12 protein-coding genes are annotated in these 14,032 nt (G+C 71.7%); 9 read left to right on the forward strand and 3 right to left on the reverse strand.

Annotated features, from left to right (window positions below; genetic code table 11):
• Positions 1 to 8: 8 nt before the first annotated feature.
• Both ACZ6BG_RS36880 and ACZ6BG_RS36885 read left to right on the forward strand, forming a co-directional pair.
• A complete protein-coding gene (locus ACZ6BG_RS36880) occupies positions 9 to 650 on the forward strand; it encodes a cysteine peptidase family C39 domain-containing protein (protein ID WP_469010127.1) in 642 nt (213 codons plus the stop codon).
• A gap of 48 nt (positions 651 to 698) precedes the next feature.
• Positions 699 to 1,916, forward strand: a complete 1,218-nt coding sequence (locus tag ACZ6BG_RS36885) for an FAD-dependent monooxygenase (RefSeq protein WP_469010252.1) — start codon at positions 699 to 701, stop codon at positions 1,914 to 1,916.
• Between the two features lie 131 nt (positions 1,917 to 2,047).
• Here the strand turns inward: ACZ6BG_RS36885 and ACZ6BG_RS36890 are convergent, their stop codons facing one another.
• Positions 2,048 to 3,703: a glycine/sarcosine N-methyltransferase gene (locus ACZ6BG_RS36890; RefSeq protein ID WP_469010130.1), complete on the reverse strand. Its 1,656-nt coding sequence runs from the start codon at positions 3,701 to 3,703 to the stop codon at positions 2,048 to 2,050.
• A gap of 135 nt (positions 3,704 to 3,838) precedes the next feature.
• Here ACZ6BG_RS36890 and ACZ6BG_RS36895 point away from each other — a divergent pair, with 135 nt between their 5' ends.
• The 3 genes from ACZ6BG_RS36895 to ACZ6BG_RS36905 all read left to right on the forward strand — a co-directional run bounded on the left by ACZ6BG_RS36895 (position 3,839) and on the right by ACZ6BG_RS36905 (position 6,015).
• On the forward strand, positions 3,839 to 4,432 hold the full coding sequence (locus tag ACZ6BG_RS36895) for a histidine phosphatase family protein (protein WP_469010133.1): 594 nt from the start codon (positions 3,839 to 3,841) through the stop codon (positions 4,430 to 4,432).
• 350 nt (positions 4,433 to 4,782) lie between these two features.
• Positions 4,783 to 5,433, forward strand: coding sequence for a hypothetical protein (locus ACZ6BG_RS36900; protein WP_469010136.1), 651 nt, complete (start codon positions 4,783 to 4,785; stop codon positions 5,431 to 5,433).
• 123 nt (positions 5,434 to 5,556) lie between these two features.
• Complete coding sequence (locus tag ACZ6BG_RS36905; protein WP_469010139.1) at positions 5,557 to 6,015, forward strand: acyl-CoA thioesterase; 459 nt, start codon at positions 5,557 to 5,559, stop codon at positions 6,013 to 6,015.
• A gap of 122 nt (positions 6,016 to 6,137) precedes the next feature.
• Here ACZ6BG_RS36905 and ACZ6BG_RS36910 read toward each other — a convergent pair whose 3' ends face one another.
• On the reverse strand, positions 6,138 to 6,818 hold the full coding sequence (locus ACZ6BG_RS36910; protein ID WP_469010140.1) for a S1 family peptidase: 681 nt from the start codon (positions 6,816 to 6,818) through the stop codon (positions 6,138 to 6,140).
• Between the two features lie 256 nt (positions 6,819 to 7,074).
• Here ACZ6BG_RS36910 and ACZ6BG_RS36915 point away from each other — a divergent pair, with 256 nt between their 5' ends.
• Both ACZ6BG_RS36915 and ACZ6BG_RS36920 read left to right on the forward strand, forming a co-directional pair.
• Entirely contained in the window at positions 7,075 to 8,304 is a 1,230-nt protein-coding gene (locus ACZ6BG_RS36915; RefSeq protein WP_469010143.1) for a Cmx/CmrA family chloramphenicol efflux MFS transporter, read from the forward strand.
• Between the two features lie 10 nt (positions 8,305 to 8,314).
• Positions 8,315 to 8,896, forward strand: a complete 582-nt coding sequence (locus ACZ6BG_RS36920) for a TetR/AcrR family transcriptional regulator (protein WP_469010145.1) — start codon at positions 8,315 to 8,317, stop codon at positions 8,894 to 8,896.
• Positions 8,897 to 8,916: 20 nt separating this feature from the next.
• Here ACZ6BG_RS36920 and ACZ6BG_RS36925 read toward each other — a convergent pair whose 3' ends face one another.
• Positions 8,917 to 10,752 carry an alpha-L-fucosidase gene (locus tag ACZ6BG_RS36925; protein WP_469010147.1) on the reverse strand — a complete coding sequence of 612 codons (1,836 nt, stop codon included), beginning with the start codon at positions 10,750 to 10,752 and terminating at the stop codon, positions 8,917 to 8,919.
• A 251-nt stretch (positions 10,753 to 11,003) separates the two neighbouring features.
• On the opposite strand from ACZ6BG_RS36925, the gene ACZ6BG_RS36930 reads away from it, so the two are divergent.
• Both ACZ6BG_RS36930 and ACZ6BG_RS36935 read left to right on the forward strand, forming a co-directional pair.
• Positions 11,004 to 11,627, forward strand: a complete 624-nt coding sequence (locus ACZ6BG_RS36930) for a hypothetical protein (protein WP_469010149.1) — start codon at positions 11,004 to 11,006, stop codon at positions 11,625 to 11,627.
• Positions 11,628 to 11,780: 153 nt separating this feature from the next.
• Positions 11,781 to 14,015, forward strand: a complete 2,235-nt coding sequence (locus ACZ6BG_RS36935; protein ID WP_469010151.1) for an alpha-N-acetylglucosaminidase — start codon at positions 11,781 to 11,783, stop codon at positions 14,013 to 14,015.
• Positions 14,016 to 14,032 lie beyond the last annotated feature (17 nt).

Raw genomic sequence — 14,032 nt, forward strand, 5'->3', positions numbered from 1 at the left:
ACAGGAGCGTGCCGGTGACCCTCTGCACCAGCTGCCAGAAACCGTCCCTCACCCAGTTCGCCTCGCCGGAGCTGGTCGGAAAGATCGTGTACGAGGGCCACGACGCCACGGACGACCCGGCCTGGCGGACGTCGGGCGCCGCCACCCTCGCGGACTACGGACGCTGGTGCAGGCACCTGTGCGGGATCGCCTGCCTGCGGATGGCGCTCGGCCCGGACGCGCCGTCGCTGTTCGAGCTGCGCGACGGCGCGCTGAAGTACGGCGGGTACACGGAGGACGCCGAGGGCACGATCCGGGGGCTGATCTACGCGCCGTTCGCCGAATACGTGCGCGACGTGCACGGCATGGAGGCGACCGTGCACCGCCATCTCGCGCTCGACGAGATCCCCGCGCTCCTGGACGCGGGGCGCACGGTGATGGTGTCCGCGCACTTCGAGATCCGGCGGCCCGAGCGCCCCGCGCCGGGCCGGGGCGGGCATCTGGTCCTGATCACGGGGCGCACGGCGGACGGCGCACTGCACTTCCACAACCCCTCGGGCCTCGACGCGCGCACCCGCACGGCCGAGTTGCCCATGTCCCAATTCGAGCCCTTCTTCGCAGGCCGGGGCGTATCGCTCGGCCCGCGCGCGGACGTGTCGACCACGCGCTGACAGGCACTCATGACAGAACGTCACCTTCCCTGCCAGGATGGCGCGATGATGCATTCAGGCAGGGTCGCCGTCGTCGGCGGCAGCGTCGCGGGGTGCGCCATGGCGCTGGCGGCGCACCGTGGCGGAGCCGACGAGATCACGGTGTACGAGCGGGCGGGCGGCCGCCTCGCGGAGCGGGGCGTGGGCCTCGCCGTGCACAACTCCCGGTACGCGGAGCTGGAGTCGGCCGGGTACATGGACGCCGACATGCCGTGGGTGCAGTTGGTCAGACGCCGCTGGTACGTACGGGACGAGTGGTCGTCGGGCCCGCTCGGGCACCCGATCGGCACGATGCCCTTTCCCTTCCGCACCTACAACTGGGGCCCGCTGTGGGGCGAGTTGCGGCGCCGGGTGCCCGAGTCCGTGGAGTTCCGCACCGCCACGTCGGTGGAGGCCGTGCGCACCGGGGCGGTCGGCGCGGAGGTGGACACCGCCGAGGGCACCGAGCGGTTCGACGTCGTGGTCGGCGCGGACGGCTACCGCTCGGTGGTGCGCGCCGCCGCCCACCCGGGCCTGCGCGCCGAGTACGCCGGATATCTGGCCTGGCGCGGCGCCTACCCCGCCGGCCGCCTGGCCGACGCGCACCTGTGGGACGAGGAGGACTGCGTGTACGCGGTCTTCGACGGCGGGCACCTGATCGTCTACCGCATCCCGGACGGCGCCGGCGGCCACCGCGTCAACTGGGTCCTCTACACCGCCCCGCCCCCGGGCCTGGACGCCGACCTGGGCTTCACCCGCACCACGAGCCTGCCGCCCGTCGGCCTCACCGACGCGCTCGACGCCCATCTCGCGCACGTGGCCGACGCGCTGCTGCCGCCGTACTGGGGCGCCGTGGTCCGCGCGACCCGGCCCGACGAGCTGTTCCTCCAGCCCCTGTACGACTTCACGGCGCCCCGCTACGCCCTGGACCGGGTGCTCCTCGCGGGCGACGCGGCCACGGTCGCGCGGCCGCACACCGGCGCGGGCGCGGTGAAGGCGCTGCAGGACGCCACGGTCCTTGAGTCCGCCATCGCCACGGCGACGACCTGGCCGGAGGCCCTGGAGTCCTACGACACCGACCGCACCGTGGCGGGCCGCACGATGGTCGCCCTGGGGCGGCGGCTCGGCCGGGCCCTGGTCGAGCGGACCCCGCGCTGGCGCGACCTGGACCAGGCGGGCCTGGAGTCGTGGTGGAAGCAGGCGGACGGGACGGGGGCGTTCGGGGGACGCGAGCTGCGTCCCCGGTGAGGACGGCCGGGCCGGAGCACCGAGGCCCGTCGGCGCTGCGACGCCGCTCCGGCCCGGTCCCCGCCCTCACGCCTGCTGCTCCCGCCACCAGCCGGAGCCACAGGAGTCGCACGTACTACAGGAGCCGGAACCTACGCACCGTTCGCACCGTTCCTGAAGTGCAGGATGCCCCAGGTGATGTGCCCGTCGCGGCCTGCGGCGACCCAGCGGGCGAGGCCGATCTTCATCTGCGTGAGGTAGTCGTGGCTGACCTGGCCGGCCAGTCCTTCCGCCTCCTGGCGCTCGGTCTCCTCAAGGACGCGCGCGTAGTGCGTCACCAGTTGCTCGCGGTGCTCCTCGAACCCGCCCGGCGAGGCGACGAACCCGAGCCGGGCCAGCTCTCGCGCGTAGAAGCCGGGTGAGCCCATGTCGTCGAGGTGGATGCGGTCGAGGATCGGCTGCAGCACTCCCGGTGGACAGTTGTCGACGGCCATCGGGTCGGTGAAGATGAGCTGCCCGCCGGGCCGCAGGACCCGGGATATCTCCTCAAGGACCCGGACGCGGTTGCCGCTGTGCAGGAAGGCGTCCTGCGACCACACCACGTCGACCTGGTCGTCCGGGTAGGGGATGTCCTCGAAGGACCCGTCGACGACCTCGATCAGGCCGGACAGCGAGCGGGCCGCGTTGAGTTCCTTGTGGCGCTGGTTCTCCACCTCGCTGAGGTTGAGGGCGAGCACGCGGCAGCCGTACGTCGACGCCAGGTACCGCGCGGAGCCGCCGTAGCCGGAGCCCAGGTCGAGGACCACGGACTGCTCGGTGAGGCCGAGCTTCGCCGCCATCCGCTCGACGGTGCGGCGGCTGGCGTCGGCGATGGGCTCGCCGGAGTGGTCGTACAGGCCGATGTGGATGTCCTCGCCGCCCCAGACGCGGGCGTAGAAGTTGTCCGCGTCGGTGGAGTTGTAGTAGCTGCGGGCGACGCCGACCGCGCCGCTGTACCGCTCGTCCTGCTCGTCGTCCGCGCGGTACTCCTTCTCCGCGACGTGCACGAAGAAGTCGGGCTGCTCGCCCCGGTAGGTGTGCTGGAAGTCCCCGTACGTCTCGATGTTCTGGAACCCCACCTCCGACATGAGCCGCCGGGTGTAGTCCTTGCGCAGCGGGAACATGTTGAGGTGGTACACGGAGTCGTCCGGGAAGCTGTACCGCATCCGCACGAGGCCCTCGTCGACGTACTCGGGCTCCACGGAGACGTCTTCGCCGCAGTAGTAGTACGTGTGCTTGCTGGTGTAGCCGTCGTCGAGGATCGCGTCGTAGTTGCGCTGGTCGAGGACGAGGATGCCGTCGTGCTTGAGCATCGCGTAGAACTCGGCGAGCGCCCTGCGGCGGTCGCGTTCCGAGAACAGGTGGGTGAAGGAGTTGCCGAGGCAGACGATGGCGTCGTACGCCCCGTGCACGTCGCGGTTGAGCCAGCGCCAGTCCGCCTGGACGACCCGCATCACATGGCCGTCCTTCATGCCGTTGGAGAAGGCCGCCGACAGCATCTCCGCGCTGCCGTCCGCGCTGACCGTCTCGAACCCGGCGGCCAGCAGTTGCACGGAGTGGAAGCCGGTGCCGGTCGCGACGTCCAGCACGCTCTTCACACCGCGTTTGCGCAGCAGATCGATGAAGAAGTCTCCTTCGCTCTGCGCCCTCCTCTCCCAATCTATGAGCGAGTCCCATTTCTCCACGAAGCTGGGCACATACTCCTCGGTGTAGTGGCCGGTTTCTCGTACTTCGACAGGGTTGTCGCCGAACTTCTGAGCCGGATGCACGATGAACACCCTTCGACTTCAATGGGGGATGGCCTGGGCACATCGCTATCCCAAGGCGGGTACCCCCATGCGTCCGCGCTTTGTATACATACGCTGGGCTGACAATTCGCCGACAAGAACAGGACCGTCAACGCCATGGGTGATCTTCTCCTCGTACGTCACGGCGAGACCGAATGGTCCCTGTCGGGGCAGCACACCAGCTGGTCGGAGATCCCTCTCACCGAAAACGGACGCGCCCAGGCTCGGGCCGTCGCGCCGCTCCTCGGCAAGTACCGCGTTGACGCGGCCTTCACGAGCCCGCGCGTGCGCGCGCGTGAGACGGCCGAGCTCGCGGGGTTCGGTCACGCGCGCGTGGATCCCGACCTCTCCGAGTGGGACTACGGCGCGTACGAAGGCGTCACCACCGTCGAGATCCACCGCACCCGGCCCGACTGGTTCCTCTTCACCGACGGGGTCGCGCCCGGGCCCGCCGAGCACCCCGGCGAGACCCCCGAGCAGGTCGGTGAGCGGGCCGACCGGATGCTCGCCAAGGTCGACGCGGCCCTCGCCAACACGGAGGGCAGCGTCGTCCTCTTCGCCCACGGCCACTTCCTCCGCGCCCTCACCGCCCGCCGCCTCGGCTTCCCCCCTGCGGCGGGCGCCCGCTTCCAACTGGCCACCGGCACGGTGAGCCGCCTCAGCTACGAACACGGCCGCCCGGTCCTGGCCACGTGGAACGTGCGGCCCTGAAGGGGTGGGGCCCTGCCGGGGGCTCCCCGACCCCGCCCCTTCCCGAACCTGGGGCTCCGCCCCAGACCCCGCTCCTCAAACGCCGGAGGGGCTGAGATGCAGCCGCACATTCCCAGCCCGCTCCGGCAACGTCTAAGCCCGTCCGGCGATTGAGGACGAGGCGCGAAGCGCCGATTCGGCGGCGGACTGTCCCACCCGCCCCTGGACCCCCACCCCCGGGGTCCAGGGGCGGAGCCCCGGTTTCGGGAAGGGGCGGGATTGGGGAGAGCCCCGCAGGGCCGCTGTCAGTGGCACGAGGCACTATCGGGACCAGGACCCCCTGGGCGATCCGGAGACGAGGTGGTGCCCCCATGGCCAGGCCGACCACAGCCGCACAGCGCCGCGTCATCGCGGCGGCCGACCCGGTCACCGGCCGCCTGACCGGCACAGAGGCCCAGCTGACCGCCCTCGTACGGCTACAGCTGGCCTTCCGCCACCCCCGCCCCCCACACGCGTACTTCCTGACCCCGGCGGGCCACCGCGTCAGGGAGGAACCCGAGCGGGCCGCCCCGGAGACGGCCCCGGTGGAGCGGGTCCCCGGCGTCTTCGCCGCCCGCACGGGCACGGAGGAGGCAAGGGGCGTGGAGGACGGCCCCGCCCGGCAGCGCGAGGTGCGCGGCGCCTGGCTCGGCCTCGTCGAGATGCGCCGCATGACCAACCCGGACGCCGACCGCGACCGCCCCTGCGCCTGGGAACGCACCCACCTGGTGCAGGCGGCCGCGATAGCCCTGGAGGCAGCGGGCCGCACGCCCGCGGGCCCGGACCGCGAGGGCTACCGCGTCACGGCGACCCCGCAGCCGGACGCGGTGGCGGTGCGCGAACCGACACCGGAGGGCGTCCGGGCCTGTGCCACGGCCCTGGAGCGCGCGGGCTGGCAGGTCAGCGAGCACAGCGAGCGGGGGGCGCCGGGAGCGGCCGGGGCGGCGGGGCGGTATGTGCTGGTGTCGCCCCGGAGGGGATGAGTTTCGGCGGTGGCCGGAATGCCGTACGTCGGGAAGGTGTTGGTGTTCAACCTGATGACTTGTTGTTGCATCCGTCGAAGTTGAGCCGAAGGCCAGTCGAAGGTGAGAGGTGAAGGGGAAGCCGTGTCGCAGCCATTGCCCGGGACCAGTACGGATTCGTCGTCCAAGCCGTTCTCCGTGGACATCAGCGTCCGTGGGTACGAGACCGACTCGCAGGGGCACCTCAATCAGTCCGTGTACTTGCAGTACGCGGAGCACGCGCGCTGGTCGGCACTGCGGGCGGCCGGTATCGAGCAGCGCGACCTCCTCGGGAAGGGGGTCGGCCCGGTCGCCCTGGAGAACACGGTGCGGTATCGGAGCGAGCTGCGGGCGGGCGACGAGGTCGAGGTGACCTGCCAGTTCGTGTGGGGTGAGCGGAAGACGTTCCGGATCGAGCAGACCGTCGTGCGGGCGGACGGGCAGGTGGCCGCGACGGTCTCCGCTCTCGGCGGCCTGCTCGACCTCAAGGAGCGCAGGATGGTGGAGGACCCGAAGGAGTACTTCAGGGCGCTGGCGTCGGACCCGCGGGTGCTCGGCCTCTGAGGGGCCCGACGCGTACGGGGCCGTCAGCCGACCGCCGGTCGGTCGGCCGCCGGTTCCGCGAGGTCGGCCGCGTCCAGCCGCAGCCCGGCAGCGGCGACGACCCGGCCGTCTGGGGGACTTCCTCACGTACGCGCGTACCCGACCCGGAGGCCGTGCGCGCTGAGGATCGGCGGGAGCGGCTGGAAGAACGTCGTGCCGCCGGACGCGCAGTTGCCGCTGCCGCCCACGACGATGCCGAGCGCCGCGTCACCGGCGAAGCCGGGGCCACCCGCGTCGCCGGGCTCGGCGCAGACGTTCGTGCGGATGAGGCCGTACACGGCGCCCTCGGGGAAGGTGACCGTGGCGTTCAGGGACTGGACGGTCCCGCAGTGCAGGCCGGTCGTGGGTCCGGTACGGCAGATCCGCTGGCCGACGACGGGCTGCGGGGCGCGGTTGACGCGGATGATCTGGCTCCCCGCCTTGATCTCGCTGGGGTAGGCCAGGCCGGTGTTGGTGTACCGCACGAGGGCGTAGCTGCTGCGGGGGAAGACGACGGTTTCGGTGACGCCGACCGGGACGGTGAGGCGAGGGTCGGCGTACCACTGGGTGCCGACGGTGCCGCAGTGGCCGCCCATGATTCCGTGGAAGCGCGTGCCGCTGGTGACGTTGAAGGCGACCGCGCAGCGGCCGCTCGCGGAGTACAGGACGTCGCCGCCGCGGACCGCCGTCTGGGCGGGGGCGGCGGTGGCCGTGGGGGCGGCGAGCAGGCCGAGGGCCGCGAGGGCCGCGCACAGTAACTGGGCGATGATCAGCCGGAGTCTCATGGGGTCTCCTGTGGGGGCGGGGATGCGCGCTCGGACGAGCGTGGGCATTGTCGCGAAGTCCGGGGTGCTCGTCACGGGGCCCGACTCGTTTTGAAGCACTCGATTCAGAACATGCTAGGGTCCGTGCGGTCGACGTTTTGAAGCGAGTGATTCAAAACGAGTCGCACCCCCCAACGCGCTTCCACCAGGCCCCCATCGGGCCCGTCACACCCCGCCGCACTCACCAGTCACCAGTCACCACCAAGGAGGGACCTCCATGCCGCTCGCGGTCTACGTGTTGGCGCTCGGCATCTTCACCCAGGGCACATCGGAGTTCATGCTGTCGGGGCTGCTCCCCGGAATGTCCGACGACCTGGGTGTTTCCATACCGGACGCCGGACTGCTCATCTCGGCGTTCGCGATCGGCATGGTCGTCGGGGCACCGCTGCTCGCGGTGGCGACGTTGCGGTGGCCGCGCCGCACGGCGCTCGTGCTGCTTCAGGCCGTGTTCATCGCGGGGCACGTCGTGGGCGCGCTCGCGCCGGGGTACGGCGTGCTGTTCGCGACCCGGATCGTCAGCGCGCTCGCGTACGCGGGGTTCTGGGGCGTGGCCGTCGCCACGGCCGTGGCGCTCGTCCCGAGCGAGGCCAAGAGCAAGGCGGTCGGCCTCGTCGCGGGCGGCCTGACGCTCGCGACCATCGTCGGCGTCCCCGCGGGGACCGTCCTCAGCCAGTCCGCGAGCTGGCGCGCCGCCTTCTGGGCGGTGGCCGCGGCGACCGCCGTCAGCCTGGCCGCGACCATGTTCGCCGTGCCGGGCGGCCGGGGCTCGCGCGAGGCGCCGTCCGTGCGCGCCGAGTTGCGGGGCATGAGGCGGCCGCAGCTGTGGCTGTCGTACGCCATCACCGGCTTCGCCTTCGGCGCGGTCATCGTCACCTTCTCCTACCTCGCCTCCCTCCTCACCGACGAGAGCGGACTGAGCGAGGGCTGGGTACCCGCCGTGCTCGCGCTGTTCGGGGCGGGCGGCATGCTCGGCCTGCTCATCGGCAGCCGCACCGCGCAGGCGCACGCCGTCGGCACGCTCGGGTGGGGGCTCGGCGGGCTCGCCGTGATCTCGGCCGCGCTCGCGCTCACCGCGCACACCGCCATCGCCGTCGTGCTCGTCCTCGTCTTCCTGCTCGGCACGGCGGGGTACGTCACCAACCCGCCCCTCCAGTCACGGGTGTTCACCCTCGCGCCGGACGCGCCCACCCTCGTCGGCGCGACCAACACCGCCGCGTTCAACGTCGGCAACACACTCGCCCCGATGCTCGGCGGGCTCACCATCGACGCCGGGTACGGGTACACGTCGGTGGCCTGGGTCGGGGCGGGGCTCGCGGTGCTCGGGTGCGTGGGGGCGCTGTGGGCGGGACGGCTTGAGCGGGCGACGGCACGGGCCGCACAGGGGAGGACGCCCCTGGTCACCCCGGCCGACCCCGCCGGTTTTGAAAAGGTATTCCAAAACCGTTAGGCTCCGGCCCATGGCCAGGCCACGACAGTTCGACGAGGACCGCGTCATCACCGCCGCAATGGAGACCTTCTGGCGCCACGGGTACGAGGGCACCTCCACCCGCGACCTGTGCGACAGCACGGGCCTCGGTCCGTCGAGCCTCTACAACACCTTCGGCGGCAAGCGCGAACTGTATCTGCGCGCCCTTGAGCGGTACTACGAGACGGTCACCGCCGAGCAGGTCGCGCGCCTGAACGAGCCCGGCTCCGCGAAGGAGCGGCTGCGCGCCATGATGCTGCACTCCCTCGACAGCGACCTCGACGACGCCGAGGGGCGGCGCGGCTGCTTCGCCATGAACGCCGCTGTCGAGGTCGCCGCCCTCGACCCGGACGTCAAGAGCGCCGTGCGGCGCTGCTTCGACCGGGTCGAGGACGAGCTGTGCGCGGTCGTGGGCACGGGCCAGGCCGCAGGGGAGATCGCCCCCGGACGCGACGCCCGCACCCTGGCCCGCCTGGTGCAGAGCACGTACTACGGCCTGCGCGTGCTGAGCCGGGTCCAGGACGACCGGAAGGCTCTCCTGGCCACCGTGGACAGCACCCTCGCGCATCTCTGAACAGCTCCAAAACGAACGTTCTACCGCGTGAACAGCTGTGTGCTGGGAACGACCTGCTGGGGCTGGCCAGGGCTCGACCACAGCAGCTTCATGTGCGCCTCGCCGGTGTTCTCCGCGTAGTCGACGCGGACGCTGTGGCGCTTGCCTGCCGTCAGCGGGACCTGGGCCTTGTCGATCTTCGGCTCGTGCGGGTTCCAGGAGTCGATGACGAGCTTCCCGTCGATCCAGACGCGCACCACGTCGTCGGAGACCGTCGTGAGGGTGTACGTCTCCGTGCGGCGCGGCTCGACCGAGCCGGTCCAGCGGACGCCGAAGCGATCGGAGGGGATGGACGCGGCCGGTGAACCCCCGAACTTCCAGGCGTGGTTGACCGTCGGGTCGGTGCGGGTGATCTTCGGGGCGCCGGACAGCTCCGGGTTGTCGAAGACCTCCTGCTTGAGGCCCCTGCCCTTGCCGGGGCGGGCCGTGCGGCCGGGGTCCACGGTCAGTTCGATCACGGTTGCGGTCGGGTTCGTCGCGGCGCCGGAGGGGGTCAGGTCGAAGCCGTCGCCGGACTTGGTGACGGTGACCTGCTGAGAGCTGCCGAGCACGCGGGCCGACGTGACCTCGAAGTCGGTGCGCGCGGTCAGGTGCAGGGGCTTGCCCGCCCCGGGCCACCGCGTGACCGCCGCGTACAGCTTGTTGCCCTTGCGGCTCACCGCGCCCCACTTCGGCTCCTCGACCAGGCCGCCGTAGCGCGCTCCGTGCACCGCCTCGCCCTGGCCCGCCGTGCGCAGCCAGGTGCCCATCTCCCTGAGGCGGTCGACGGACGGCTGCGGGATGCGGCCGCGCGCGTCGGGGCCGACGTTCAGGAGGTAGTTGCCGCTGCGGGACGTGGTGGCGAGCAGGTTGTGGACGAGGCTCGTGCCCGACTTCCAGTTCTGGTCGTAGCGGGCGAAGCCCCAGTTGTCGTTCAGCGTCATGCAGGACTCCCACAGCTGGCCGTCCACCGGGGCGTCGGGGATCTCCTGCTCGGGGGTGCCGTAGTCGCCGTCCGTGACACGGCGCTTGCCGACCCGGTTGTTGATGACGAGGTCCGGGTTCAGACCGCGCAGGTAGGACTCCAGGCGCTCGCCGTCCTTCGCGGTCCACGGGTTGTGCGGGTCCTCGGTGTCCCACTCGCCGTCGAACCAGAGCAGCGCCGGGTCATAGGTGTCCACCAGCTCCTTGAGCTGGGCGTACATGCGCTTCTCGTACTTCGGGAAGGTCGCCGGGCCGGGGAAGTCCGGGTCGTGCCAGTCCCAGATCGAGTAGTAGAAGCCGAGCTTGATGCCCGCCCCGTCGGAGGCCTCCTTCAGCTCCGCGAGGATGTCGCGGTTCTTGTCGAACGACGAATGGTCCCGCAGATTCCAGGAGTTGACCTTCGTCGGCCACATCGCGTAGCCCTCGTGGTGCTTGGACGTGATGACGATGTACTTCATCCCGGCGTCCTTGGCCGCCCTCACCACCGCCTTCGCGTCGAAGTCCGCGGGGTCGAAGGCCTTGGCCTGCTTCTCGTACGCGTCCTTGGGGATCTTGCACTGGCGCTGGATCCACTCGGCGTTGCGGCAGAGCGTGCCGTCGGGGCGCTTGTACTCGCCCTCCAGGTTCGAGTACGCGCCGAAGTGGATGAACATGCCGAAGCGGTCCTGGCGGAACCAGTTGGTGCGGTCGGCGGTGAAGGGGTCGTCGGCGGCGTGGTCGGTTCCGGGGCCCGCGGCGGGGCCGGCGGGCGGGGCGGGGGCGCGGGGCGCGGGCGCGGCGCCGGCCGTCGGGAGGGCCGTGGCCGAGAGGGCCGCGGTGAGGAGCAGGGCGAGCGCGGGGACTCTTCTACGCATGTGCGGGCTCCTGTTCGTTGACGGAACGCTGGGGAACGTAGGAGCAGATACATCCGATGTCAATGCGAGGAACGAGACCTTCCTGGGGATCAGTTGGGGCGTACGGCACTCGTTGATCCGATGAATCCTGGTGGTCCATGGTGCAGTCGAACTGATCCCAGGAACATGTTTGGCGGCCCTGGATCTCGCGCTCAGGCGTGTGGCAGGCTCCTCCAAGTCCCCCCACCAGACCCGGAATTCAGGACTTCTCCGTGCGCCGAATACCTGCCGTTGCCACCTGCGTCGCCGCCGCGCTCTCCCTCGCTCTGACCGGATGCGGAGGTGACGGCAAGAAGAGCGGCAAGGGCGCGTCGGGTTCCACGGCGTCCGTGGAGGAGGCCGGGAAGACCGACGGCGAGAACTCCACGCACGACAAGAACGACAAGAACGACAAGGGCGATAAGAAGGGCGGCGCCGAGAAGACCGCGTCCCCCACCCCCAGTCGTACGAAGAAGGCGACCGCCACGCCGACGCGCCCCGGCACCCCCACCGCCGCGGCCGCCCCCACCAGGCCCCGCGCCAGCGCCCCCGCCGTCCCCCCGACGAAGACCACGCGCCCCGCCTCCGGGCCGCGGTCCGTGCAGGGCACCTGGTACCACGTGCGGCGCGGCAGCGGCGGGCGGCTGATCGTCCTGACGATCAACGGCACCTCGATGAACATGGCGTCCGGCGGCAAGTCCTGCCCCGGCACCATCACCTCGGCCATGGTGATCCGGGCGACCTGCATGGGCGAGTCGGCGGCCGGGACGGCCCGGCTCAACGGCGGGCAACTCACGTTCGCCTGGCCGGACGGCAGTGGCAACGACTACTTCCGACGGACCCAGCCCGCGGCCTGAACGGCGTCCCCGTCCCAAGGCGTGCGGCCTGAACGGCGTCCGACCGGACAGTGAAGGACAGCGCAACCTCCCGCCCGAGGGTTACGCGACGGGGCAGGGCCGGGCAAGAGTCACCTCGGTACTCTCCGCCCGCCCCGACCCCCGGAGCCCCGTATGCCGCACCCGCCCCGCCGCCGCACCGTCCTGACCGCGTTCGCCGGCACGGCCGGTGCCGCCGTGGCCTGTTCGCCCGCCTCGTCACGGGGCGCGGGCGGCCCGGCACCCGGCACGTCGGTCCGTACGCGCAGCGGGTCCGGGCCCGCCGCGGCGGCCACCGCGGCCGCACGGCGGCTGCTCCCCGACCACTGGGAACAGGTCACGTTCAAGACGGTCGCGAGCGACGACGACGTCTTCCGGGTGTCCGGAAAGCGCGGCCACATCGTCGTGTCGGGACCCACCGCCGGCGTCCAACTCACCGGCCTGCGGCACTACTTGCAGCACACCGCGCACGCCTCGATCACCTGGGCGGGCGACCAGCTCGACCTGCCCGCGACGCTCCCCGCCCCGGGCGCCCCCGTCACCCGGCGCGCCGACGTCCCGCACCGCTTCGTGCTCAACGACACCAACGACGGCTACGTGAACGCCTACGCCGACTGGACCTACTGGGAGCACGAACTAGACGTACTCGCCCTGCACGGCTACAACGAAGTCCTGGTGTACGCCGGGGCCGACGCCGTCTATCACCGGATGTTTCAGGAGTTCGGGTACGACGACGAGGAGCTGCGGGCCTGGGTGCCGGGCCCCGCGCACCAGCCGTGGTGGCTGCTGCAGAACATGTCGTCCTTCCCGCACCCCGTGTCACGGCAGTTGCTCGCCAAGCGCGCCCGCCTCGGCCGCCGCATCGCCGACCGGGCCCGTGAGCTGGGCATGACGCCCGTGCTTCCCGGCTACTTCGGCACCGTCCCGCCCGGTTTCGAGGGCCGCAACCCGGGGGCCCGGACCGTTCCGCAGGGCGACTGGGTGGGATTCGCGCGGCCCGACTGGCTGGACCCGCGCACCGACGCGTTCGCGCGCGTGGCCGCCGCGTTCTACCGGGTGCAGGACGAGCTGTTCGGTCCTTCGACGATGTACAAGATGGATCTGCTGCACGAGGGCGGCAAGCCCGGTGACGTGCCGGTCGGCGAGGCCGCGAAGAGCGTCGAGAAGGCGCTGCGCAGAGCCCACCCGGACGCGCTCTGGGTGATCCTGGGCTGGCAGCACAATCCGCCGAAGGCCCTCACGGACGCCGTCGACAAGTCCCGCATGCTCGTCGTCGACGGCCTCTCCGACCGCTTCCCCACGGTCACCGACCGCGAGTCCGACTGGGGCTCCACGCCGTACGCCTTCGGCTCGATCTGGAACTTCGGCGGGCACACGGTCCTCGGCGCGAACACGCCGGACTGGGCGGAGCTGTACGAGAAGTGGCGCACCGAGGACGGCAGCGCCCTGCGCGGCATCGCGTTGATGCCGGAGGCCGCCGACAACAACCCGGCCGCGTTCGCTCTGTTCTCCGAACTGCCTTGGCTGGATGGCGACTTGGACCTCAAGGCGTGGTTCGACGCGTGGTCGGTGGCGCGCTACGGAGCAGCCGATCCGCACGCGCGGGCCGCCTGGGACGTGCTGCGCCGCACCGCCTACGGCACCACACGGGCCGACAAATGGGCCGAGGGCGCCGACGGCCTGTTCGGCGCGCGCCCCGGGCTCACGGTGACGTCGGCGGCCTCCTGGTCACCGAAGGCACTGCGGTACGAGGCGGCGGACTTCGAGCCCGCACTCGATGAACTGCTCGCGGTGCGCAGGGAGTTGCGCGGGTCGTCCGCGTACCGCCGTGATCTGCTCGACGTGGCCCGGCAGGCCCTTTCCAACCGCAGCCGGGTGCTGCTGCCGCGCGTCAAGGACGCGTACGACCGGCGGGACACCGCCCGCTTCGACGAGCTGACCCGCGCCTGGCTCGGCCTGATCGACCTCCTCGACCGGCTGGTGGCCACCGACGCCCGGCATCTGCTCGGCCGCGCGCTCGCCGACGCCAGGGGCTGGGGCGCCGACGCCCGCGAACGGGACCGACTCGCCTACGACCAGCTGTCGTTGCTGACCGTGTGGGGCACCCGCGCCGGGGCCGACGCGGGCCTGAGGGACTACGCCAACCGGGAGTGGGCGGGCCTGGTCGGCGGGTTGTACCGGCTGCGCTGGAAGACGTACTTCGGAGAGCTGCGCGCCGCGCTCGACGAGGGCCGCGCGCCCAAGGACATCGACTGGTTCGCGCTGGAGGACCGCTGGACCCGGCAGCCGGGCCGGCTCGCGGTCCGCCCCACCGGGGACACGTACGCGATCGCGAAGCAGGTGCGCGCCGCGCTCGCCGGTTCCGAGTGAGTCGCCGCGCCCGCGGA

This window comes from Streptomyces sp. NPDC041205 (assembly GCF_055591765.1).

Excerpts from the sequence above, each read along its gene's own strand:
- ACZ6BG_RS36920 (WP_469010145.1), top strand. The coding sequence starts at position 8,315 with ATGGCCAGGCCACGACAGTTCGACGAGGACCGCGTCATCACCGCCGCA.
- ACZ6BG_RS36935 (WP_469010151.1), top strand. The coding sequence starts at position 11,781 with ATGCCGCACCCGCCCCGCCGCCGCACCGTCCTGACCGCGTTCGCCGGC.
- ACZ6BG_RS36925 (WP_469010147.1), bottom strand. The coding sequence starts at position 10,752 with ATGCGTAGAAGAGTCCCCGCGCTCGCCCTGCTCCTCACCGCGGCCCTC.
- ACZ6BG_RS36915 (WP_469010143.1), top strand. The coding sequence starts at position 7,075 with ATGCCGCTCGCGGTCTACGTGTTGGCGCTCGGCATCTTCACCCAGGGC.
- ACZ6BG_RS36885 (WP_469010252.1), top strand. The coding sequence starts at position 699 with ATGCATTCAGGCAGGGTCGCCGTCGTCGGCGGCAGCGTCGCGGGGTGC.
- ACZ6BG_RS36895 (WP_469010133.1), top strand. The coding sequence starts at position 3,839 with ATGGGTGATCTTCTCCTCGTACGTCACGGCGAGACCGAATGGTCCCTG.
- ACZ6BG_RS36900 (WP_469010136.1), top strand. The coding sequence starts at position 4,783 with ATGGCCAGGCCGACCACAGCCGCACAGCGCCGCGTCATCGCGGCGGCC.
- ACZ6BG_RS36910 (WP_469010140.1), bottom strand. The coding sequence starts at position 6,818 with ATGAGACTCCGGCTGATCATCGCCCAGTTACTGTGCGCGGCCCTCGCG.